The organism is Enterobacter cloacae complex sp. 382A5, from assembly GCF_050031095.1.
Lineage (GTDB): Bacteria > Pseudomonadota > Gammaproteobacteria > Enterobacterales > Enterobacteriaceae > Enterobacter > Enterobacter cloacae.
In genome coordinates, this window is the sequence record NZ_JBLGVK010000001.1 from 780,075 (window position 1) to 803,272 (window position 23,198).

Here is a 23,198-nt window from a genome sequence, read left to right on the forward strand (position 1 = left end):
GGGCGTTTGAGAATTTATTATGCTAATCAAATTATTAACCAAAGTTTTTGGTAGTCGTAACGATCGTACCCTGCGCCGTATGCGCAAAGCTGTCGCTGTCATCAACGGTATGGAACCGGCGATGGAAAAGCTGTCTGATGACGAGCTGAAAGCGAAAACCGCAGAATTCCGCGCACGCCTGGAAAAAGGCGAAACCTTAGAAAGCCTGATCCCGGAAGCCTTCGCGGTTGTGCGTGAAGCGAGTAAACGTGTATTCGGCATGCGTCACTTCGACGTGCAGCTGCTGGGCGGTATGGTGCTCAACGAGCGCTGCATCGCGGAAATGCGTACCGGTGAAGGTAAAACCCTGACCGCGACGCTGCCTGCCTACCTGAATGCACTGACCGGTAAAGGCGTGCACGTCGTGACCGTCAACGACTATCTGGCACAGCGTGACGCCGAAAATAACCGTCCATTGTTCGAATTCCTGGGGATGACCGTCGGCATCAACATGTCCGGTCTTCCTGCGCCAGCCAAGCGCGAAGCGTATAACGCCGATATCACCTACGGTACCAACAACGAATACGGCTTCGACTACCTGCGTGACAACATGGCGTTCAGCCCTGAAGAACGTGTGCAGCGTAAATTGCACTATGCGCTGGTGGATGAGGTGGACTCCATTCTGATCGATGAAGCGCGTACCCCGCTGATCATCTCCGGTCCGGCCGAAGACAGCTCTGATATGTACCGTAAAGTCGACAAAATCATTCCACACCTGCTGCGTCAGGAGAAAGAAGACTCCGATACCTTCCAGGGTGAAGGCCACTTCTCCGTTGATGAAAAAGCGCGCCAGGTGAACCTGACCGAACGTGGTCTGGTTAAAATTGAAGAGCTGTTAGTGGCTGAAGGCATCATGGAAGAGGGCGAGTCTCTTTACTCCCCGAGCAACATCATGCTGATGCACCACGTGACTGCCGCACTGCGCGCCCATGCGCTGTTCACTCGCGACGTCGACTACATCGTCAAAGACGGCGAAGTCATCATCGTTGATGAGCACACCGGCCGTACCATGCAGGGTCGTCGCTGGTCTGACGGTCTGCACCAGGCCGTTGAAGCCAAAGAAGGCGTGGATATTCAAAACGAAAACCAGACGCTGGCGTCTATTACCTTCCAGAACTACTTCCGTCTGTACGAGAAGCTGGCAGGGATGACCGGTACAGCAGATACCGAAGCGTTTGAATTCAGCTCCATCTACAAACTGGATACCGTTGTCGTTCCAACCAACCGTCCAATGATCCGTAAGGACATGCCAGACCTGGTCTACATGACCGAAGCGGAAAAAATTCAGGCAATCATCGAAGATATTCGCGAGCGTACAGCTAAAGGCCAGCCGGTTCTGGTGGGGACCATCTCCATCGAGAAATCCGAAGTGGTGTCTAATGAGCTGACCAAAGCGGGTATCAAGCACAACGTACTGAACGCCAAATTCCACGCCAAAGAAGCAGATATCGTTGCGCAGGCGGGTTATCCGGCGGCTGTGACCATCGCCACCAACATGGCGGGTCGTGGTACCGATATTATGCTGGGCGGTAGCTGGCAGGCCGAAGTGGCTGAGCTGGAAAACCCAACGCCGGAACAGATTGCGCAGATCAAAGCCGACTGGCAGGTGCGTCATGACGCGGTTCTGGCATCTGGTGGTCTGCACATCATTGGTACCGAGCGTCACGAATCACGTCGTATCGATAACCAGCTGCGTGGTCGTGCAGGTCGTCAGGGGGATACCGGTTCTTCCCGCTTCTACCTGTCGATGGAAGATGCGCTGATGCGTATCTTCGCCTCTGACCGTGTTTCCGGCATGATGCGTAAGCTGGGGATGAAACCTGGTGAAGCCATTGAGCACCCATGGGTGACCAAAGCGATTGCCAACGCGCAGCGTAAAGTGGAAAGCCGCAACTTCGATATTCGTAAGCAGCTGCTGGAATATGACGACGTCGCCAACGATCAGCGTCGTGCTATCTATACCCAGCGTAACGAACTGCTGGACGTATCCGACGTGAGCGAAACCATCAACAGCATTCGTGAAGATGTGTTCAAAGCGACTATCGATGCGCACATTCCGCCTCAGTCTCTGGAAGAGATGTGGGATATCGAAGGCCTTCAGGAGCGCCTGAAAAACGACTTCGATCTCGACCTGCCAATCAAAGAGTGGCTGGATAAAGAGCCTGAGCTGCACGAAGAGACCCTGCGCGAGCGTATCTACGAAACCGCGCTGGAGGTATACAAGCGTAAGGAAGAGGTTGTTGGCGCTGAGATGATGCGTCACTTCGAAAAAGGGGTGATGCTGCAGACGCTGGACTCACTGTGGAAAGAGCACCTGGCGGCGATGGACTACCTGCGTCAGGGGATCCACCTGCGTGGCTATGCGCAGAAAGATCCTAAGCAGGAGTACAAGCGCGAATCCTTCTCGATGTTTGCCTCCATGCTGGAGTCGCTGAAATATGAAGTTATCAGCACCCTGAGCAAAGTGCAGGTGCGTATGCCGGAAGAAGTGGAAGCGATGGAGCAACAGCGTCGTGAGGAAGCCGAGCGTCTGGCACAGATGCAGCAGCTCAGCCACCAGACTGACGATAGCGAAGCCGCTGCGGCAATCGCCGCGCAAACTGGCGATCGCAAAGTGGGGCGTAACGATCCGTGCCCATGCGGTTCCGGTAAAAAATATAAGGCGTGCCACGGCCGTCTGAGCTAAGTTCATAAAAAACGAAAAGGCGCAGAAATCTGCGCCTTTTTTATGGAAGTGACAATATGAAAATACTGCAAATTGCTGTCGGGATTATTCGCAACCCGCAAAACCAAATCTTCATCACGCAACGTGCCGCTGACGCCCACATGGCAAACAAGTGGGAGTTTCCTGGCGGGAAAATCGAGTCCGGTGAAACGCCGGAGCAGGCGCTGGTGCGTGAGCTTCAGGAAGAGGTCGGCATTACTCCGATTGGCGTAACGCTGTTTGATAAGCTGGAATACCAGTTTCCGGATCGTCACATCACGCTGTGGTTCTGGCTTGTGGAAAGCTGGGAGGGGGAACCCTGGGGGAAAGAGGGTCAACCGGGTGGCTGGGTTTCGCTTCACGCGAGTGATGCCGAAAAATTTCCTCCGGCAAATGCGCCCGTTATATCCCGGCTAACGGGCAACCTGTAGGCCTGCTAAGCGAAGCGCCAGCAGGCTTTGAACTCTACTGCTGGTTCTCGCTCCAGTCATCGCTGTCCGAGAGATCGCCTTCACTTGGAATGCGTTTCTCTTCCGCCGCCCATTCGCCCAGGTCAATTAACTGACAGCGCTTACAGCAGAATGGGCGAAACGGACTCACCTCTCCCCAGACAACAGTTTTGCCACAGGTTGGGCAGTTTACGGTGGTTACATCAGACATAGGCACTCCTTAACAACAGGCCAGTTCAAAATCGAGGCGTTCCGGCACGGTGCCATTTTCACTATCCAGCGGCATAAAGCGAATCGCAAAACGACTCTTATGCCCGGAGATTTGCGGGTAAAGCTGTTCACCTAAAGAGAGGTTAAGACGCAGCAGATCCGCATCATCACCGTTGTCCTGGTAGAAACCGTTCAGGCTGGTTTGCTTGCGGAATGGCGCCGAGTTACGGATGAGATCCAGGATCAGGGATAACGTCTGATGCATTGGCTCCAGGCTGTCCAGCCAGCTTTTCACCTGTGCATCACGCTGGAGCTGCGGCATATGTAACCACATATGCAGTGTCGGCAGGTCAAAGCTGCAGCAGCCGCCCGGGATACTCAGGCGCTGGCGCACCAGCCCGATTAAGCGGTCTTCGCGCAAAAACTGTCCAACGCGGGGAGCGGCCATCAGCGTACTGCTGCTGTTTTTAAGCTGTTGACGGAGTGAATCAATGCGGCTCTGGTCAACGCCCGGTACTTCGGCCCAGGCCTGTAGTTTACGCTGCTGGCGCTCCAGCTCTTTCAGTAGCTCGGTGCGAACGTCGCCTCGCTCAATCACATCCAGAAGATCGCCCACATTGCGGAAGAAGTGCAGCGCCGTCGCATGATCGTTGATGGGCAAATGTTGTGAGAGTTGTTGAATCAGAAATTCGATACGCAGCCAGGTACGCATTTTTTCGTTGAGCGGATGCTCAAAAAGGATGTGGGTCGACATTATGGTTTTTCCTGTGCAACGGCCTGCGCGGCATACGTCAGATACTGCGCGTGCAGGCGGGCAACATCCGATGCAATGGCATCTGGTGCGCCGTTATTATCAATAACATCATCCGCAACGGCAAGGCGCTGAGCGCGCGTGGCCTGAGCGGCAAGAATTTGTTCAGCCTGTTCGCGCGAGACATGGTCGCGCGCCACGGTGCGCTGGATTTGCGTTTCGGGTGAGACATCAATGACCAGTACCCGGTCCGCTTTATTGTGCAGTTGATTCTCTACCAGCAGCGGAACCACCCACAGAACATACGGCGAGCGGGCTGCGGCAATCTGACGCTGGGTTTCCTGGTGGATAATGGGGTGGAGCAGAGCATTAAGCCAGGCCTTTTCTGAAGAATCAGAAAAAATGCACTCACGAAGCTTGCGGCGATTTAGCGTGCCATCCGCGTTGATAATTGCCTGACCAAAATGTGCCTTAATGGCGTTTAGTGCGGGTGTATCTGGCTCTACCACCTGACGGGCAATGATATCGGCATCGATTATGGTGATACCCAGACGAGAAAATGCGTCCGCAACGGTACTTTTCCCGCTACCGATGCCGCCGGTTAATGCGACGATATACCCCATTAAATCAAATCCTGGGAATTATTCATTATTAAAATCAGTTGGTTAAAATTCAAACGTGCGCCAGCCACTGTTTGGCTCTCTTTACCGGCTTTTTACCAGGTAAATTTATAGGATTGTAGCGTAAAAAAAGAGAATTTCGCAGTCTTGCGGAGCAGGTATTAGTGCGTATGATAACGTCACTGGAGTTGTGCTTTTAACATATTTGCCTCTAACCCCAGGAATCCGCACATGCGTATCGAAGAAGATCTGAAGTTAGGTTTCAAAGACGTTCTTATCCGCCCTAAACGCTCTACACTGAAAAGTCGCTCAGACGTTGAACTCGAACGTCAATTCACCTTTAAACATTCCGGTCAGACCTGGTCTGGCGTGCCGATCATCGCAGCCAATATGGATACGGTGGGAACCTTCGAGATGGCAACCGCGCTGGCGAAATTCGATATCCTCACCGCTGTGCATAAGCACTACAGCCCGGAAGAGTGGAATACCTTTATCGCCTCTGCATCGGACGATGTGGTGAAGCATGTCATGGTTTCCACCGGTACCTCCGATGCCGATTTCGAGAAGACCAAACAGATTCTTAACGCTAACCCGGCGCTCAATTTTGTCTGTATTGATGTGGCAAATGGTTACTCCGAGCACTTCGTGCAGTTTGTCAGCAAGGCGCGTGAGGCCTGGCCCAGCAAAACCATTATCGCGGGCAACGTGGTAACCGGTGAAATGTGTGAAGAGCTGATCCTTTCCGGTGCAGACATCGTAAAAGTGGGCATTGGCCCGGGTTCCGTGTGTACCACGCGTGTGAAGACCGGTGTGGGTTACCCGCAACTTTCTGCGGTGATTGAGTGTGCTGATGCCGCGCACGGTCTGGGCGGCCAGATCATCAGCGACGGCGGTTGCACCATGCCGGGTGATGTCGCGAAAGCCTTTGGCGGTGGCGCGGATTTCGTGATGCTCGGCGGCATGCTGGCGGGTCATGAAGAGAGCGGCGGTACCGTGGTTGAAGAGAACGGCGAGAAGTTCATGCTGTTCTACGGCATGAGCTCAGAATCAGCAATGACTCGTCACGTAGGTGGCGTTGCAAAATACCGTGCTGCGGAAGGCAAAACCGTGAAGCTGCCCCTGCGTGGCCCGGTCGAAAACACGGCTCGTGACATCCTGGGCGGCCTGCGTTCCGCATGTACCTACGTTGGGGCATCCCGTCTGAAAGAGCTGACAAAACGTACGACGTTTATCCGCGTTCAGGAGCAGGAAAACCGCGTTTTCAATAGCCTGTAATGTTTTCGCTGGCGTATGTCCGTACGCCAGCGTTATCCCGCGCTCATTGCATCCCCGAGATGGAAAATGGGCAGATACATCGCCACCACCAGCGTACCGATAATCACCCCCGTCACAATCAGCAGCACTGGCTCCAGAAGCGCGGCTAGATTATCTGCCAGTTGAAAGGTTTGCTCCGTATGATGGCGGGCAAGGTTTTCCAGCATAATATCGAGTGACCCAGAGACCTCTCCGGTGCGTATGAGTTGAATGCACAGCGGGGTAAAGACGGCCGCTTTCTGAAATGAAGACCAGACGGTAAAGCCTTGTTCAATGTCCCCACGAACGCTGCGCAATATGCCTTGCCAGTACCGGCTATCAACAGTTTCTTCTGCGCTCTGTAATCCCTGTAAAAAGGGGATGCCCGCCTGCTGGGTGAGTGACAGTACGGTAAAGATCTGCCCCAGTTTTTGCCCTCTTGCCAGCCTTCCCGTCACGGGAATATGCATCAGGATATGTTGCCAGCGTGGATCCTGTCGCAGCGCCCAGGCGATGGCCACGGGAATAAGCAACAGCACGAACAGGGCGATGGCGTATGTCTGGATAAACGCCGACAGGCCCATGACCATTTGTGTCAGCAGCGGCAGGGGAGTATTAAACGTTTTGTAGATGGCCGCGAACTCCGGCAAGACCAGGGTGACCATGGCCAGAACGACAAGAATGGCCAGCGCCAGGATGATCGTCGGATAGCGCAACGCCTTCTTCACTTTTGCCGTGAGTTGCTGCTGGGATTGTTGCTGCTGAGCGAGCTGGCGGCAGCACGTTTCCAGCTTCCCCGTTAGCTCCCCTGTTTTTACCATCGAGACATACAGCGGGCTAAATACCGCAGGCCATCGCTTCAGCGCCTCTGAAAAGGCGCATCCCTCGCTCAGATCATCATTCATGTTTTCCAGCAGCGCCTGCCAGTGTTTGACAGGATGCTGCTCGGCCAGCATTTGCAGACTTTGCGATAACGTCAGGCCAGCCTGCAACAGCGTGGCAAGCTGGCGAAACATCTCATAGCAATGATGGGGTCGCCAGCGGTGCGTCAGCGAGCATCGGGTGAGCGAAAGTGGGTGTAACTCTTTACGCATCAGCCTGACGAAGGCCGTTTCGCGATCTGGCGCCCACAGCACCCCACACAGAGATTCGCCTTCACTGGATAGCGCCCGCCAGCGCCAGAGATGATTAACACTCATTGGGCATTCCCAGCACGCGCAGCAACTCTTCGAGCGTGGTCAGTCCTTGCTCTACGGCCAGACAACCCTGCTCAAATAACGATGTCATTCCCGCCTGACGAGCGCTGGCTTCGATGACCTCTATCGAGGCGCCACTGGCGATGGCCTGCCGGAGCGTGGTGTCGATGGCGAGGACTTCAAAAATAGCGACGCGGCCATAAAAGCCGTGATAGCAGCGATCGCAGCCGCCAGGTTGCCAGCGAGGAAGCGGCCGGGGCCATACGGTGCGCGGTAATTCTGCGCGGCTGTTGGCTTCCTGCCGACAGTGAGGACACAGACGACGCACCAGTCGCTGGGCAATCACCAGCGATAGTGCAGAGGAGATCATCCAGCGTGCGACCCCCATCTGCTGCAGGCGAATGACGGTTTCCGTCGTGGAGTTGGTGTGCAGCGTCGACAGCACCAGATGCCCGGTCTGTGCGGCGTTAATGGCGATCTCTGCCGTTTCACTATCGCGGATTTCGCCTACCATAATGATGTCCGGATCCTGGCGCAGGAGCGCCCGCAGAACGCTCTGAAAGGTTAAGCCCGCACGGGGATTAATCTGCGTTTGGTTCAGCCCCGCAAGCGGGATCTCGATCGGATCTTCCACGCTGCAGATGTTAACGTCAGGGGTATTACGCGCCTGCAATGCGCTATAGAGCGTGACCGTTTTTCCGCTGCCAGTGGGGCCCGTGACCAAAATCAGCCCCTGCGGTTGATGGAGGATCTCGTTAAAGCGGGCCAGCTGTTTCGCACTCATTCCCAGTTTTTCGGGTTCCAGCGCCTGATGAACCTGATGCAGCAGGCGCAGCACAATTTTCTCTCCGCCGCTGCAGGGAAGCGTGGCGATGCGAAAAGAGACCGGCTCGCTTGCCAGTTCAATCGTAAATTGACCATCCTGCGGTAAACGGCGCTCCGCAATATCCAGTTGGCCCAGCACTTTTAAGCGAGCGGTGAGGGTATTTGCCACCGCTGCAGAAAGCGGTGGCAGCGGGCAAAGCACACCGTCAACACGCAAGCGGACCTGACAGATATCCCCCATCGGTTCGATATGAATGTCAGATGCGCGCTGGTTGATCGCCTGCTGCAGGGTGTGGTTGAGAATATCCACCGTGTTGTGCGGCGTTAAAACAACCGGGAGGTGTGATTGCGCGGTTAACTGCCGGTGTTTTTCCATGCGCTCCGCTGTCCAGCATTCAATATCAATACGTTTTTGCGTGGCGAAACGCAGCGCTTCCATCATTTCAGCGGCGGGATTGCCCACGACGGCGATGCTAATCATGTCGGCGTCGCTGGTCAGCAACAAAGCATGGTGGCGCTGGCACAGGGTGACGAGTTGGTCTGAATTCATTGTCCGTTCCTGTCAGTTACTGTCGAATCGGAATACATCTTCGCAGGCCTCTTTGAGCGCACCGTCGTTGCTGATATTGCAGCTACGTTTCCAGCCCGTCATACCGTTGCCACTACTCCATTGCGGCGTCACCACCACCTCAAGTCCGTTAAGGCTCTCCTGGCCGGTTAACGACACGACGCCCTGCGTCACGCTCATTCCCGAGACATAGCGTGTTGTCGTTGGAGAAGGGATACCGTTACTGCCGCCGTCGCAGCTCGTCACGCCGCCATGTTCCAGGGCACAAAGTTCAATCGCCGTGCGATAGGGCACGAACGTTTGCAGCATGTCGGTCAGGGCCGCTTTTCGCAGGTAGTTCTGGTAGGCGGGAATACCAATGGCGCTCAGGATGGCAATAATGCCGATTACCACCATCAGCTCAATGAGCGTGAAGCCTTGTTGTCTGTTCATATCTGCTCCTCAGGATTAAGTGGCGCTACTCTGACAGCGGGGAAAAAAGCAGACGAGGGGCAAAAAATGGAACGTGAAGCGGCGTTCAGGGAATTTGTACTTACTTGCAGAGAAGAACAGAGAGATTGCGAGGAGGGCTGAAATTTCCCCTCTCCAGGCAGAGAGGGGAGACGACGTTATTTGAAGCGCATGGAGAGATCGAGGGCGCGAACGTGCTTGGTCAGCGCCCCGACAGAAATGTAGTCCACGCCGGTTTCGGCGAATTCACGGATCGTTTCGAAGGTGACGTTCCCTGAAACTTCGAGCTGTGCCTGGCCGTTGGTGAGCTTCACCGCCTCGCGCATCTGTGCTGTTGCAAAGTTATCGAGCATGATGATATCGGCACCGGCCTTGATGGCCTGCTCCAGCTCTTCGAGGTTTTCAACTTCCACTTCAACCGGCACATCCGGGTGCAGCCAGAAGGCTTTCTCCACCGCCTGACGCACGGAGCCAGAAGCAATAATGTGGTTCTCTTTAATCAGGAAGGCGTCGGACAACCCCAGACGGTGGTTGGCTCCCCCGCCACAAAGCACCGCGTACTTTAATGCCGTGCGCAGACCCGGCAGCGTTTTACGGGTGTCCAGCAGTTGCGTATGGGTACCGGCCAGCAGGTCAACGTAACGACGCACTTCGCTTGCCACCCCTGACAGGGTCTGCACAAAGTTAAGCGCGGTACGTTCACCGGTCAGCAGCACGCGGGACGGGCCTTCAAGCTCAAACAGCGGCTGGTTTGCGGTAATGGCGTCACCGTCTTCAACATGCCAGGCGATTTGCACCTCATCGCCAGCCAGTTGAGTAAAGACCTCTTCAACCCAGCGCTTGCCGCAAAACACGCCATCTTCACGGGTGATGATCACGGCGTGTGAGCGTGTCTCTTTTGGCAATAATTGTGCGGTAATATCGTTGTCCGCGCTGACGTCACCGCCCAGATCTTCTTTCAAAGCATGGGCAACGCTTGCCGGAATATCCATATTAATACGTTCCAGAAGCGCTTCACGTCGGTGGTCGGGGTTGTAGCGGCGAGGCGGCATGATAAAACTCCAAATTGGTAACGAATCATAATATTGAAACATGCTACTCTGAACCGAGTAACAGCACCATACATAAGGAGTTCCAGCATGTTGTTAGAAGACGGATGGCTGGTGGATGCGCGGCGTGTACCCTCGCCGCACCACGATGGCCGCCCGGAGGATGAAAAGCCCACACTGCTGGTGGTTCATAACATTAGTCTCCCGCCGGGTGAGTTTGGCGGTCCGTGGATCGATGCGTTATTCACGGGAACGATAGATCCCGATGCCCATCCTTTCTTTGCTGAGATTGCGCATCTGCGCGTATCGGCGCACTGCCTGATCCGTCGCGATGGCGAAGTGGTTCAGTATGTTCCTTTTGATAAGCGCGCCTGGCATGCGGGTGTCTCGATGTATCAGGGGCGCGAGCGTTGCAATGACTTCTCTATTGGGATTGAGCTGGAAGGCACGGACACCACCCCTTATACCGATGCACAGTACCAGCGGTTGGTGGATATCACCCAAACGCTCATCAGGCTTTACCCTGCGATTGCAGAGAACATTACGGGACACTGTGATATCGCCCCGGCGCGAAAAACCGATCCTGGCCCTGCATTTGACTGGCCCCGGTTTCGCGCCATGCTTACCGCGTCGTCAGAATAAGGAGATAACATGACGTTGTTTACCATGCTGCTGGTCATCATCGCAGAACGCTTGTTCAAACTCGGTGAGCACTGGCATCTGGATCACCGGCTGGAGGTGCTTTTCCGCCGGATTAACCATTTTTCCATGCTGCGTACGCTGCTGATGACCGCGGGCGTGATGGTGATTACGTTCTTGCTGCTGCGCTCGTTATACGGCCTCTTTTTCAACGTGCCGCTACTGGTGGTGTGGATCCTGCTCGGCGTGCTGTGTATTGGCGCAGGCAAGGTGCGTATGCACTATCACGCTTATCTGAAAGCCGCTTCCCGTGATGATGCGCATGCACGTAGCGCCATGGCCAGCGAGCTGACGATGATCCACGGCGTGCCGCCGGATTGCGATGAACGCGAGTTCCTGCGTGAACTGCAGAATGCGCTGCTGTGGATTAACTTCCGCTACTACCTGGCGCCGCTGTTCTGGTTTGTGGTGGGTGGCCCGTGGGGGCCGGTACTGCTGATGGGATATGCGTTCCTGCGCGCCTGGCAGACCTGGCTTGCCCGCTATCTCACCCCGCATGAACGTTTGCTTTCCGGCATTGATGCGATCCTGCACGTGCTCGACTGGCTTCCGGTTCGTCTGGTGGGTGTGGTCTATGCGCTTATTGGCCACGGCGAAAAAGCGCTCCCGGCGTGGTTCGCGTCGCTTGGCGACCGTCATACCTCGCAGTACCAGGTGCTGACACGCCTGGCACAGTTCTCTCTGGCGCGTGAGCCGCATACCGACAAGATAGAAACGCCGAAAGCGGCGGTCTCGATGGCGAAGAAAACGTCGTTTGTGGTGGTCGTTATCGTAGCGTTGCTAACCATTTACGGCACGCTGGTCTGAACCCGCGTGCCGTAGCGGTTACGGCGTATCTGCAGGCGGGATGCCAAAATCAGGCATCCCGTTTTCGTGCCAGCGGACGAGCTTCAGGCGGGTATGACGATTGGGATCATAAAGCGGATCGCCTTCAATTTCGGTGTAATTTCGCGCGTGATACACCAGCACATCTTCTCCTTCCGGCGTTTGCGTAAAGCTGTTATGGCCTGGCCCATACTGGCGGTTTTCGTAGCTGGTGACGAAGACCGGGCGCGAGGCCTTGTGCCAGTTCGCAGGATTTTGCGGATCGGCATTGATCTCTGTCCACAGCAGCCCCATGCAGTAGTTCTCGTCGGTCGCGCTGGCGGAGTAGCTGATAAACAACTTGTCGCCGTGGAACAGCACCGCCGGGCCTTCGTTGACCCAGAAGCCCCGGCACTCCCAGTCATATTCCGGTTTACTGAGCATCACCGGCTCGCCTTTCAGCGTCCACGGGTTCTCCATTTCACATAAATAGAGATTGGAGTTGCCGGAGATATCCGGGGCTTTTTGCGCCCACAGATACCAGCGTTTCCCCTGATGCACGAACGTGGTAGCGTCCAGCGCAAAGGTGTCGAAGGGCGTTTTTACCTGGCCTTTTTCAGTCCACGTGCCGGTTAGCGGGTCGCGGTCGGCACACTCCAGCATAAACATGCGGTGCTGGAACATGCCCAGACCATCCAGCGCCTGGGTGTGCGCGGCGGCAAAATAGATGTACCACTTACCGTCGATATGATGCAGTTCCGGTGCCCAGATAAGCTGGCTCATTGGGCCGGTCTCCGGTTTGCGCCATACGACCACCTCGTCGGCACTGCGCAGCCCTTCCAGCGACGCTGCCCGGCGGATCGCCAGTCTGTCGTATTGCGGCACGGAGGCGATAAAATAATATTGCCCTTCATGACGCAGAATGTATGGGTCGGCGCGTTGTTCTATAAACGGGTTAGGCCAGTTATGCATGCGGCGTTCCTTCTTTTGTTTCGGCTCTCGTTTCCTGCCAGGCGTTCAGTTCGCTGTAGTTGGTGCGGCGTTTCTCCAGGTCGAGCTGGATCTGTTTCATGGTTTCCCGATCCACTTTCAGCAGTCGTACTACGCCCGCAGTGATCAAATACCCCACCCCCGGGATCACGGTAAACAGCAGAACGATCCCGTTAATGGCCTCTGCGCTTTGCGCTTTCGCACCGGCGTCGTAGCCATACCAGGAGAGCAGGAAGCCCACCATCGCGCCAGCAATCGCCAGCCCCAGCTTGAGGAAGAAGATATTGCCCGAGAAGCTGATCCCGGTGATGCGTTTACCGGTTTTCCACTCGCCATAGTCGTCCACATCGGCCATTAGCGACCAGTGCAGCGGAGATGGGATCTGGTGAAGAATGTTAAGCAGGAAGTAGAGCGCCACGATGGTGACGGTCGCTTTCGGGTCGAAGAAATAGAACGCGCAGGAGAAAAGCGCCAGCACGATGTTGGTCCAGAAGAACACTTTCAGTTTACACCAGCGGTCGGTCAGCACTTTCGCCAGCATACTGCCGAGCATCATTCCCACCACGCCCAGGCTGATAAACAGGGTGGCAAAGTGAGTGCTCTGGCCCATTACCCAGGTGACGTAATACATGGTGGCCGCCATGCGGATAAAGCCCGGGCAGACGTTGCAGAGCGTCAGCAGCAGAATGCGTACCCACTGGTCGTTTTTCCACACGTCCTTCAGATCGTTTTTCAGCTCATCATGGGTCTGCACCGCCGGACGTACGCGCTCGCGCACGGTGGCGAAGCAGAACAGGAACATACAGGTACCAATCAGCGCCAGCACGGTCATCGCCATCTGGTAGCCTTTGGCTTTGTTATCGCCACCAAACCAGTCCGCCATCGGCAGGAGCGTGAGCGACAGTAAAAGCGTGGCAATACCCACCATCACAAAGCGATAGGACTGGCAGGCCACGCGCTCTTTTGGGTCATTGGTGATCACGCCGCCCAACGAGCAGTAGGGAATGTTGATGGCCGTATAGGTTAACGAGAGCAGGAAGTAGGTCACAAAGGCATAGATAACTTTGCTGTTATAGCTCCAGTCTGGCGTGGTGAACATCAGGATACTGAATAGCGCATAGGGGAACGCAATCCACAAAAGCCATGGACGAAACCGCCCATATTTACTGCGGGTACGGTCCGCGATGGCCCCCATGATCGGGTCCGTAACGGCATCTATAACGCGCACGGACAGCAGCAACACGCCGACCAGCGCAGGTGCCAGCCCAAAAATATCGGTATAAAAATAATTAACAAACAACATGATGGCGCCGAAGATGATATTGCATCCTGCATCGCCCATCCCATAGCCGATCTTCTCTTTTACTGACAGTTTATTGTTATCCATTGACTGCTCTCCGGGTGACGGTATGGAGAGAATTATTTGCTGGCTAATCGATATATGCGTTGCAGTATCAGGGCGGTGATATGGATAAAGCGGCTGACGAGGTGAATTTGTGAGGAAGGTAACAAACGCTCAGCACCCGCGAAACGAGTGCTGAGCTGGAGGGCTATTAATGTGCTTTTACGGTTTTACCGTTTTTCTGTTTTACCAGATACCCCACGCCGAGGATCGCAATCCAGACCGGGATCAGGTAAACGGAAATCGCCATGCCTGGGGTGAGCAGCATAATCACCAGCACGCCCGCCATAAACAGCAGGCAAACCCAGTTACCCAGCGGATAGAGCAGGGCAGGGAAGCGGGTGGTTACGCCCTGCTGCTGTTTAGCGCGGCGGAACTTGATGTGCGCCAGGCTGATCATCGCCCAGTTAATCACCAGAGCCGAGACCACCAGGGCCATCAGCAGGCCAAACGCCGATTCGGGGGCCATGTAGTTAATCAGCACGCAAAGTGCCGTCACGATAGCCGAAACAATGATGGTATTGACCGGCACGCCGCGCTTATCGACGTTCAGCAGGGCTTTTGGTGCGTTACCCTGCTGCGCAAGGCCGAACAGCATGCGGCTGTTGCAGTACACGCAGCTGTTGTAGACGGAAAGCGCCGCCGTCAGCACGACGATATTGAGCGCATTCGCCACGAAGGTATCGCCCAGTTCGTGGAAGATAAGGACGAACGGGCTGGTGTCGGCCGTGACGCGTGTCCACGGCAGCAGCGAGAGCAGAACGGCCAGTGAACCCACATAGAAGATCAGAATTCGGTAGATAACCTGATTCGTCGCTTTCGGGATGCTTTGCTCCGGGTTGTCGGCTTCAGCGGCGGTGATCCCCACCAGCTCCAGCCCCCCGAAGGAAAACATAATGATGGCCATCATCATCACCAGACCGGTCATCCCGTGAGGCAGGAATCCACCTTGCTCCCAGAGGTTACGCACCGTGGCCTGTGGGCCACCGTTGCCGCTGAACAGCAGCCAGCCGCCAAAGATAATCATCGCCACCACGGCAATGACTTTGATGATGGCAAACCAGAACTCCATCTCACCGAACACTTTTACGTTGGTCAGGTTGATGGCGTTGATAATGACGAAGAACGCTGCCGCAGAAACCCAGGTTGGGATCTCGGGATACCAGAACTGAATGTATTTCCCCACGGCGGTCAGTTCTGCCATGGCCACCAGAACGTAAAGCACCCAGTAGTTCCAGCCGGAAGCGAAACCGGCAAAACTGCCCCAGTATTTGTAGGCAAAGTGGCTGAACGAGCCTGCAACCGGCTCTTCAACAACCATCTCACCTAACTGGCGCATAATCAGAAACGCAATAAAACCTGCGATAGCGTAACCCAAAATAATGCCTGGACCGGCCGACTGGATGACGGATGCGCTTCCCAGAAACAGGCCTGTGCCGATAGCACCACCCAATGCGATGAGCTGTATATGGCGGTTTTTAAGGCCGCGCTTTAGCTGATCGCCGTGCTGTTGAGCTTCCATTTGAAACCTCGTGTGTGGTTGTTATGTTCACGCTGTGCGTGTGTAATTATGAATATCCGTTTTCTGTATTTATTTCTTTACGGTTAATGAGACCGAAAAAAGCGGAGATGTCTTCCGTAAGCGCAAGAATAGTGGTAAGCGCCTGTGAATGCACCTGCTTTATGAAGGGCTGATGACGAGTTGAATAAAAAGAAAGCATTTGTAAATCGCACCGTTAATTCTTACTACCCCAACCTATAGAATAGAAATGCCTCAAAAGTGGGCGAATTTTCATTATTTGCTTTGTTGAATCGCTTCAGATTGCAAAAACCCTCGTTTCATTATGGTTAAAACTCCCTCTTTAGTAGTAATCAACTCATTTGTGCAAAGTTACATTTCTGAAACGTTATTTCTGTAAGGTTGTTAAAATGTGCAGGGTTTACTGATTTCAATCAAAACCAATATGGACAGAAGGTGAATACTTTGTTACTTTAGCGATACGAACTTGAAATTGGTAAGACCAATTGACTCCGGGCAAAAAGGCGTAAGACAGGGAATATGGCCTACAGCAAAATTCGCCAACCAAAACTATCCGATGTGATTGAGCAGCAGCTGGAGTTTTTAATCCTCGAGGGGACACTGCGCCCGGGTGAGAAACTTCCGCCAGAACGCGAGCTGGCTAAACAGTTCGACGTATCCCGCCCCTCTCTGCGTGAGGCGATTCAACGCCTCGAAGCAAAGGGCTTGCTGCTTCGTCGCCAGGGCGGCGGAACCTTTGTTCAAAACAGCCTGTGGCAGAGCTTCAGCGATCCGCTGGTAGAACTTCTCTCTGACCACCCAGAATCCCAGTTTGATCTGCTTGAGACCCGTCACGCGCTTGAAGGTATCGCGGCCTATTACGCCGCCCTTCGCAGCACTGATGAAGATCGCGTGCGTATCCGCGAACTGCATCAGGCCATTGAACGGGCACAGCAGTCCGGCGATTTAGACGCCGAGTCCAATGCCGTCGTCCAGTATCAGATTGCCGTCACCGAAGCGGCACACAACGTAGTGCTCCTCCATCTGCTACGCTGCATGGAGCCGATGCTGGCCCAGAACGTTCGTCAAAATTTTGAATTGTTGTATGCCCGTCGGGACATGCTCCCGCTGGTAAGCAACCATCGCACCCGAGTATTCGAGGCGATAATGGCCGGGGAACCGGAGCAGGCGCGCGAAGCGTCGCACCGACATCTGGCTTTCATTGAGGAAATCTTGCTGGACCGCAGCCGAGAACAATCGCGTCGCGAACGTTCATTACGCCGCATACAGCAACGAAAGGATTAAGCGCCAGGTACTTTTAGAGCGCGGCAACTAAACGCAGAACCTGTCTTATTGTGTTTTCTGACGAAAATACAATGGGACAGGTTCCAGACAAATCAACGTATTAGATAGATAAGGAATACCCCCATGTCAGAACGTCTCCAAAATGACGTGGATCCGATCGAAACTCGCGACTGGCTACAGGCGATCGAATCGGTCATCCGTGAAGAAGGTGTTGAGCGCGCTCAGTATCTGATTGATCAGCTGCTTTCTGAAGCCCGCAAAGGCGGCGTGAAGGTTGCTTCAGGTGCAGGGGCTAGCAACTACGTAAACACGATTGCCGTTGAAGACGAACCGGAATACCCGGGCAATCTGGATCTGGAACGCCGTATCCGTTCTGCCATCCGCTGGAACGCCATCATGACCGTTCTGCGTGCGTCCAAGAAAGATCTGGAGCTGGGTGGCCACATGGCGTCCTTCCAGTCCTCTGCGACCGTTTACGAAGTGTGCTTCAACCACTTCTTCCGTGCTGCTAACGAGAAAGACGGCGGCGACCTGGTGTACTTCCAGGGCCACATCTCTCCGGGCATCTATGCACGTGCATTCCTGGAAGGTCGTCTGACTGAAGAGCAGATGAATAACTTCCGTCAGGAAGTTCACGGTAAAGGTCTGTCTTCTTACCCGCACCCTAAACTGATGCCTGAATTCTGGCAGTTCCCGACCGTATCCATGGGTCTGGGCCCAATTGGTGCAATCTATCAGGCGAAATTCCTGAAGTACCTGGAACACCGCGGTCTGAAAGATACCTCTGAGCAAACCGTTTACGCCTTCCTGGGCGACGGTGAGATGGATGAGCCAGAATCTAAAGGTGCGATCACCATCGCTACCCGTGAGAAGCTGGACAACCTGTGCTTCATCATCAACTGTAACCTGCAGCGTCTGGATGGTCCGGTAACCGGTAACGGTAAGATCATCAACGAACTGGAAGGCATCTTCGCAGGTGCTGGCTGGAACGTTATCAAAGTAATGTGGGGTTCCCGTTGGGACGAACTGCTGCGTAAAGACACCAGCGGTAAACTGATCCAGCTGATGAACGAAACCGTTGACGGTGACTACCAGACCTTCAAATCCAAAGACGGTGCCTACGTTCGTGAGCACTTCTTTGGCAAATATCCTGAAACCGCCGCACTGGTTGCAGACTGGACTGACGAGCAGATCTGGGCGCTGAACCGTGGTGGTCACGATCCGAAGAAAATCTACGCAGCACTGAAAAAAGCGCGCGAAACCAAAGGTAAAGCGACTGTAATCCTGGCCCACACCATCAAAGGTTACGGCATGGGTGATACCGCAGAAGGTAAAAACATCGCTCACCAGGTTAAGAAAATGAACATGGACGGCGTGCGCTACATCCGCGACCGCTTCAACGTGCCAGTGACCGATGAGCAGGTAGAAAACCTGTCTTACATCACCTTCCCGGAAGGTTCTGAAGAGTACAAGTACCTGCACGAACGTCGTCAGGCGCTGAAAGGCTACCTGCCAGCTCGTCAGCCTAACTTCACCGAGAAACTGGAACTGCCAGCGCTGGAAGACTTCTCTCAGCTGCTGGAAGAGCAGAACAAAGAGATCTCCACCACTATCGCTTTCGTTCGTGCCCTGAACGTGATGCTGAAGAACAAGTCGATCAAAGATCGTCTGGTGCCAATCATCGCTGACGAAGCGCGTACTTTCGGTATGGAAGGTCTGTTCCGTCAGATCGGTATCTACAGCCCGAACGGCCAGCAGTACACCCCGCAGGACCGTGAGCAGGTTGCTTACTACAAAGAAGACGAGAAAGGTCAGATCCTGCAGGAAGGTATCAACGAGCTGGGCGCAGGCGCATCCTGGCTGGCTGCTGCGACCTCCTACAGCACCAACAACCTGCCGATGATCCCGTTCTACATTTACTACTCCATGTTCGGGTTCCAGCGTATCGGTGACCTGTGCTGGCAGGCAGGCGACCAGCAGGCTCGCGGCTTCCTGATTGGTGGTACTTCCGGTCGTACGACCCTGAACGGTGAAGGTCTGCAGCACGAAGATGGCCACAGCCACATTCAGTCTCTGACTATCCCTAACTGTATCTCTTACGACCCGTCTTACGCGTACGAAGTGGCAGTCATCATGCATGACGGTCTGCAGCGCATGTACGGCGAAGCGCAAGAGAACATTTACTACTACATCACCACCCTGAACGAAAACTACCACATGCCGGCAATGCCAGCAGGTGCCGAGGAAGGTATCCGTAAAGGTATCTATAAACTCGAAACCATTGAAGGTAGCAAAGGTAAAGTTCAGCTGCTGGGCTCCGGTTCTATTCTGCGTCACGTTCGTGAAGCAGCGCAGATCCTGGCGAAAGACTACGGTGTGGGTTCCGACGTGTACAGCGTGACCTCCTTCACTGAACTGGCGCGTGATGGCCAGGATTGTGAGCGCTGGAACATGCTGCACCCAATGGAAACCCCACGCGTTCCGTACATCGCTCAGGTGATGAACGACGCGCCAGCGGTGGCGTCTACTGACTATATGAAACTGTTCGCTGAGCAGGTTCGTACTTACGTTCCAGCTGATGATTATCGCGTACTGGGTACTGACGGCTTCGGTCGTTCTGACAGCCGCGAAAACCTGCGTCACCACTTCGAAGTTGATGCTTCTTACGTGGTTGTAGCAGCACTGGGCGAACTGGCTAAACGTGGCGAAATCGATAAGAAAGTGGTTGCGGACGCAATTACCAAATTCAACATCGATGCAGAAAAAGTTAACCCGCGTCTGGCGTAAGAGGTAAAAGAATAATGGCTATCGAAATCAATGTACCGGACATCGGGGCTGATGAAGTTGAAATCACCGAGATCCTGGTCAAAGTAGGCGACAAAGTTGAAGCTGAACAGTCGCTGATCACCGTAGAAGGCGATAAAGCCTCTATGGAAGTCCCGTCTCCTCAGGCTGGCATCGTTAAAGAGATCAAAGTCTCTGTTGGCGATAAAACCGAGACTGGCAAACTGATCATGATTTTCGATTCCGCCGACGGTGCAGCAGCTGCTGCACCTGCGCAGGAAGAGAAGAAAGAAGCTCCGGCCGCCGCTGCTCCAGCAGCTGCCGCGGCAGCGAAAGAAGTTAACGTGCCTGACATCGGTGGTGACGAAGTTGAAGTCACTGAAATCCTGGTGAAAGTGGGCGATACCGTTGCAGCTGAGCAGTCTCTGATCACCGTAGAAGGCGATAAAGCGTCTATGGAAGTGCCGGCGCCGTTCGCGGGCACCGTTAAAGAGATCAAGATCAACACCGGTGACAAAGTGTCTACCGGCTCTCTGATCATGATCTTCGAAGTGGCGGGTGCTGCACCTGCCGCTGCGCCAGCTCAGACTGCTGCTCCGGCTCCTGCGGCTGCACCAGCAGCAGGCGGCGTGAAAGACGTTAACGTTCCTGACATCGGCGGTGACGAAGTCGAAGTGACCGAAGTGATGGTGAAAGTGGGCGACAAAGTTGCCGCTGAACAGTCACTGATCACCGTTGAAGGCGACAAAGCCTCTATGGAAGTGCCTGCGCCGTTCGCGGGTACCGTTAAAGAGATCAAAATCAGCACCGGCGACAAAGTCTCTACCGGCTCTCTGATCATGGTCTTCGAAGTGGAAGGCGCTGCGCCTGCTGCCGCTCCGGCTGCCGCAGCTGCTCCAGCACCGGCTGCTGCTCCGGCTCAGGCTGCTAAACCAGCGGCACCTGCTGCAAAAGCGGAAAGCAAATCTGAGTTCGCTGAAAACGATGCTTACGTCCATGCGACTCCGCTGATTCGTCGCCTGGCGCGCGAATTCGGCGTGAACCTGGCGAAAGTGAAAGGGACTGGCCGTAAAGGTCGTATCCTGCGCGAAGACGTTCAGGCTTATGTGAAAGACGCGGTGAAACGCGCTGAAGCTGCACCAGCTGCAGCCGCAGGCGGCGGTATCCCGGGCATGCTGCCATGGCCGAAGGTGGACTTCAGCAAGTTCGGTGAAATTGAAGAAGTGGAACTGGGCCGCATCCAGAAAATCTCTGGTGCTAACCTGAGCCGTAACTGGGTCATGATCCCGCACGTTACGCACTTCGACAAAACCGATATCACCGATCTGGAAGCGTTCCGTAAACAGCAGAACGCCGAAGCTGAGAAGCGTAAACTGGACGTGAAATTCACCCCAGTGGTCTTCATCATGAAAGCCGTTGCCGCTGCCCTGGAGCAGATGCCTCGCTTCAACAGCTCCCTGTCCGAAGATGGCCAGAAGCTGACGCTGAAGAAATACATCAACATCGGTGTTGCGGTTGATACGCCAAATGGTCTGGTTGTTCCGGTCTTCAAAGACGTGAACAAGAAGAGCATCACTGAGCTGTCCCGTGAACTGACCACCATCTCCAAAAAAGCGCGTGATGGTAAGCTGACTGCCGGCGAAATGCAGGGCGGCTGCTTCACTATCTCCAGCATCGGCGGCCTGGGTACTACCCACTTCGCACCGATTGTTAACGCGCCGGAAGTGGCTATCCTCGGTGTGTCCAAGTCCGCGATGGAGCCGGTGTGGAATGGCAAAGAGTTCGTGCCGCGTCTGATGATGCCAATCTCTCTGTCCTTCGACCACCGCGTGATCGACGGTGCTGATGGTGCGCGTTTCATCACCATCATCAACAACATGCTGAGCGACATTCGCCGCCTGGTGATGTAAGTGAAAAGCCGGCCAGTCGGCCGGCTTTTTTCTGTTAATCTCATGTGGTTTGTGAGGTTATTGGCGAAAGCGACAATTCGTGAGCCGTTTGTTGTTTCAAAATTGTTAACAATTTTGTAAACTGCGAGCGGATAGAACGTCCCGGTGGATGAAGGGCGACAAGTACCTGGACCGCCGGAAATCAATAAGAGGTCATGATGAGTACTGAAATCAAAACTCAGGTCGTGGTACTTGGGGCAGGTCCCGCAGGTTACTCTGCAGCCTTCCGTTGCGCTGATTTAGGTCTGGAAACCGTCATCGTAGAACGTTACAACACCCTTGGTGGTGTTTGTCTGAACGTAGGTTGTATCCCTTCTAAAGCGCTGCTGCACGTAGCGAAAGTTATCGAAGAAGCCAAAGCGCTGGCTGAACACGGTATCGTCTTCGGCGAGCCGAAAACCGATATCGATAAAATCCGTACCTGGAAAGAGAAAGTTATCACTCAGCTGACCGGTGGTCTGGCTGGCATGGCGAAAGGCCGTAAAGTGAAAGTGGTTAACGGTCTGGGTAAATTCACCGGCGCGAACACCCTTGAAGTGGAAGGCGAAAACGGCAAAACCGTAATCAACTTCGACAACGCGATCATCGCGGCGGGCTCTCGTCCAATCGAACTGCCATTCATTCCACATGAAGATCCACGCGTGTGGGATTCCACCGATGCCCTGGAACTGAAAACCGTTCCAAAACGTCTGCTGGTTATGGGCGGCGGTATCATCGGTCTGGAAATGGGTACCGTGTACCATGCGCTGGGTTCAGACATTGACGTGGTTGAAATGTTCGACCAGGTTATCCCGGCTGCGGATAAAGACATCGTTAAAGTCTTCACCAAGCGTATCAGCAAGAAATTCAACCTGATGCTGGAAACCAAAGTGACTGCCGTTGAAGCGAAAGAAGACGGTATTTACGTTTCCATGGAAGGTAAAAAAGCGCCATCCGAACCACAGCGTTACGACGCCGTGCTGGTGGCGATCGGCCGTGTGCCGAACGGTAAGAACCTCGACGCGGGCAAAGCTGGCGTGGAAGTGGACGACCGTGGCTTCATCCGCGTTGACAAACAGCTGCGCACTAACGTGCCGCACATCTTTGCTATCGGCGATATCGTCGGTCAGCCAATGCTGGCGCACAAAGGTGTTCACGAAGGTCACGTTGCCGCTGAAGTTATCGCCGGCATGAAACACTACTTCGATCCGAAAGTGATCCCATCTATCGCGTACACCGAGCCAGAAGTGGCATGGGTCGGTCTGACCGAGAAAGAAGCGAAAGAGAAAGGCATCAGCTACGAAACCGCCACCTTCCCGTGGGCTGCTTCTGGCCGTGCTATCGCTTCCGACTGCGCAGACGGTATGACCAAACTGATCTTCGACAAAGAGACTCACCGCGTTATCGGTGGTGCGATTGTCGGTACCAACGGCGGCGAACTGCTGGGTGAAATCGGTCTGGCGATCGAAATGGGTTGCGACGCGGAAGACATCGCGCTGACCATCCACGCTCACCCAACTCTGCACGAGTCCGTGGGCCTGGCGGCAGAAGTGTTTGAAGGTAGCATCACCGACCTGCCAAACGCGAAAGCGAAGAAGAAATAAGTTTCTTCA

The 23,198-nt window shown here is 54.5% G+C and carries 19 protein-coding genes; 9 read left to right on the top strand and 10 right to left on the bottom strand.

Features of this window, described 5'->3' with window-relative positions; all coding sequences use genetic code 11:
- The first annotated feature begins 19 nt into the window (after positions 1–19).
- Together secA and mutT are read left to right on the top strand one after the other, a co-directional pair.
- Entirely contained in the window at positions 20–2,725 is a 2,706-nt protein-coding gene (gene secA / locus ACQG2G_RS03700) for a preprotein translocase subunit SecA (RefSeq protein WP_426769204.1), read from the top strand.
- 56 nt (positions 2,726–2,781) lie between these two features.
- Positions 2,782–3,174: an 8-oxo-dGTP diphosphatase MutT gene (gene mutT / locus ACQG2G_RS03705; protein ID WP_061771578.1), complete on the top strand. Its 393-nt coding sequence runs from the start codon at positions 2,782–2,784 to the stop codon at positions 3,172–3,174.
- Positions 3,175–3,208: 34 nt separating this feature from the next.
- On the opposite strand, the gene yacG is transcribed toward mutT, so the two are convergent.
- The 3 genes from yacG to coaE are packed head-to-tail and all read right to left on the bottom strand — an operon-like array spanning position 3,209 to position 4,776.
- Positions 3,209–3,403 (bottom strand): DNA gyrase inhibitor YacG, encoded by a 195-nt coding sequence (gene yacG / locus ACQG2G_RS03710; RefSeq protein ID WP_003856332.1) that lies wholly within the window; start codon positions 3,401–3,403, stop codon positions 3,209–3,211.
- A gap of 9 nt (positions 3,404–3,412) precedes the next feature.
- On the bottom strand, positions 3,413–4,156 hold the full coding sequence (zapD, locus tag ACQG2G_RS03715; RefSeq protein ID WP_047352027.1) for a cell division protein ZapD: 744 nt from the start codon (positions 4,154–4,156) through the stop codon (positions 3,413–3,415).
- Positions 4,156–4,776, bottom strand: a complete 621-nt coding sequence (gene coaE / locus ACQG2G_RS03720; protein ID WP_014830656.1) for a dephospho-CoA kinase — start codon at positions 4,774–4,776, stop codon at positions 4,156–4,158. Before coaE ends, zapD begins: the two co-directional genes overlap by 1 nt.
- Before the next feature lie 228 nt (positions 4,777–5,004).
- On the opposite strand from coaE, the gene ACQG2G_RS03725 reads away from it, so the two are divergent.
- Positions 5,005–6,048, top strand: a complete 1,044-nt coding sequence (locus ACQG2G_RS03725; RefSeq protein ID WP_094085070.1) for a GMP reductase — start codon at positions 5,005–5,007, stop codon at positions 6,046–6,048.
- 32 nt (positions 6,049–6,080) lie between these two features.
- On the opposite strand, the gene hofC is transcribed toward ACQG2G_RS03725, so the two are convergent.
- The 4 genes from hofC to nadC all read right to left on the bottom strand — a co-directional run bounded on the left by hofC (position 6,081) and on the right by nadC (position 10,157).
- Complete coding sequence (gene hofC / locus ACQG2G_RS03730) at positions 6,081–7,265, bottom strand: protein transport protein HofC (protein ID WP_061772144.1); 1,185 nt, start codon at positions 7,263–7,265, stop codon at positions 6,081–6,083.
- Entirely contained in the window at positions 7,255–8,637 is a 1,383-nt protein-coding gene (gene gspE / locus ACQG2G_RS03735; protein ID WP_038418685.1) for a type II secretion system protein GspE, read from the bottom strand. Before gspE ends, hofC begins: the two co-directional genes overlap by 11 nt.
- A gap of 12 nt (positions 8,638–8,649) precedes the next feature.
- Complete coding sequence (gene ppdD, locus ACQG2G_RS03740; protein WP_023620000.1) at positions 8,650–9,087, bottom strand: prepilin peptidase-dependent pilin; 438 nt, start codon at positions 9,085–9,087, stop codon at positions 8,650–8,652.
- A gap of 176 nt (positions 9,088–9,263) precedes the next feature.
- The gene (gene nadC / locus ACQG2G_RS03745) at positions 9,264–10,157 is read right to left on the bottom strand and encodes a carboxylating nicotinate-nucleotide diphosphorylase (RefSeq protein ID WP_094085068.1); all 894 of its coding nucleotides are present in this window, start codon (positions 10,155–10,157) and stop codon (positions 9,264–9,266) included.
- 87 nt (positions 10,158–10,244) lie between these two features.
- Between nadC and ampD the strand changes: the two genes are divergently transcribed.
- The gene (ampD, locus tag ACQG2G_RS03750; RefSeq protein ID WP_020688507.1) at positions 10,245–10,796 is read left to right on the top strand and encodes a 1,6-anhydro-N-acetylmuramyl-L-alanine amidase AmpD; all 552 of its coding nucleotides are present in this window, start codon (positions 10,245–10,247) and stop codon (positions 10,794–10,796) included.
- A 9-nt stretch (positions 10,797–10,805) separates the two neighbouring features.
- Positions 10,806–11,660 carry a beta-lactamase regulator AmpE gene (gene ampE, locus ACQG2G_RS03755; protein ID WP_020688508.1) on the top strand — a complete coding sequence of 285 codons (855 nt, stop codon included), beginning with the start codon at positions 10,806–10,808 and terminating at the stop codon, positions 11,658–11,660.
- Between the two features lie 18 nt (positions 11,661–11,678).
- Here the strand turns inward: ampE and ACQG2G_RS03760 are convergent, their stop codons facing one another.
- From ACQG2G_RS03760 to aroP, 3 genes are all read right to left on the bottom strand, one after another.
- Positions 11,679–12,629: a glycoside hydrolase family 43 protein gene (locus ACQG2G_RS03760; protein ID WP_061771371.1), complete on the bottom strand. Its 951-nt coding sequence runs from the start codon at positions 12,627–12,629 to the stop codon at positions 11,679–11,681.
- Positions 12,622–14,034, bottom strand: coding sequence for a glycoside-pentoside-hexuronide (GPH):cation symporter (locus tag ACQG2G_RS03765; RefSeq protein ID WP_061771369.1), 1,413 nt, complete (start codon positions 14,032–14,034; stop codon positions 12,622–12,624). Before ACQG2G_RS03765 ends, ACQG2G_RS03760 begins: the two co-directional genes overlap by 8 nt.
- A gap of 166 nt (positions 14,035–14,200) precedes the next feature.
- Entirely contained in the window at positions 14,201–15,571 is a 1,371-nt protein-coding gene (gene aroP, locus ACQG2G_RS03770; RefSeq protein WP_013095594.1) for an aromatic amino acid transporter AroP, read from the bottom strand.
- A gap of 537 nt (positions 15,572–16,108) precedes the next feature.
- On the opposite strand from aroP, the gene pdhR reads away from it, so the two are divergent.
- From pdhR to lpdA, 4 genes are all read left to right on the top strand, one after another.
- Positions 16,109–16,873, top strand: coding sequence for a pyruvate dehydrogenase complex transcriptional repressor PdhR (gene pdhR / locus ACQG2G_RS03775; RefSeq protein WP_013095596.1), 765 nt, complete (start codon positions 16,109–16,111; stop codon positions 16,871–16,873).
- A gap of 123 nt (positions 16,874–16,996) precedes the next feature.
- Entirely contained in the window at positions 16,997–19,660 is a 2,664-nt protein-coding gene (gene aceE / locus ACQG2G_RS03780; protein WP_013095597.1) for a pyruvate dehydrogenase (acetyl-transferring), homodimeric type, read from the top strand.
- Positions 19,661–19,674: 14 nt separating this feature from the next.
- Complete coding sequence (aceF, locus tag ACQG2G_RS03785; RefSeq protein ID WP_061771367.1) at positions 19,675–21,567, top strand: pyruvate dehydrogenase complex dihydrolipoyllysine-residue acetyltransferase; 1,893 nt, start codon at positions 19,675–19,677, stop codon at positions 21,565–21,567.
- A 197-nt stretch (positions 21,568–21,764) separates the two neighbouring features.
- Positions 21,765–23,189, top strand: coding sequence for a dihydrolipoyl dehydrogenase (gene lpdA, locus ACQG2G_RS03790; protein ID WP_014830669.1), 1,425 nt, complete (start codon positions 21,765–21,767; stop codon positions 23,187–23,189).
- Positions 23,190–23,198: the final 9 nt, after the last annotated feature.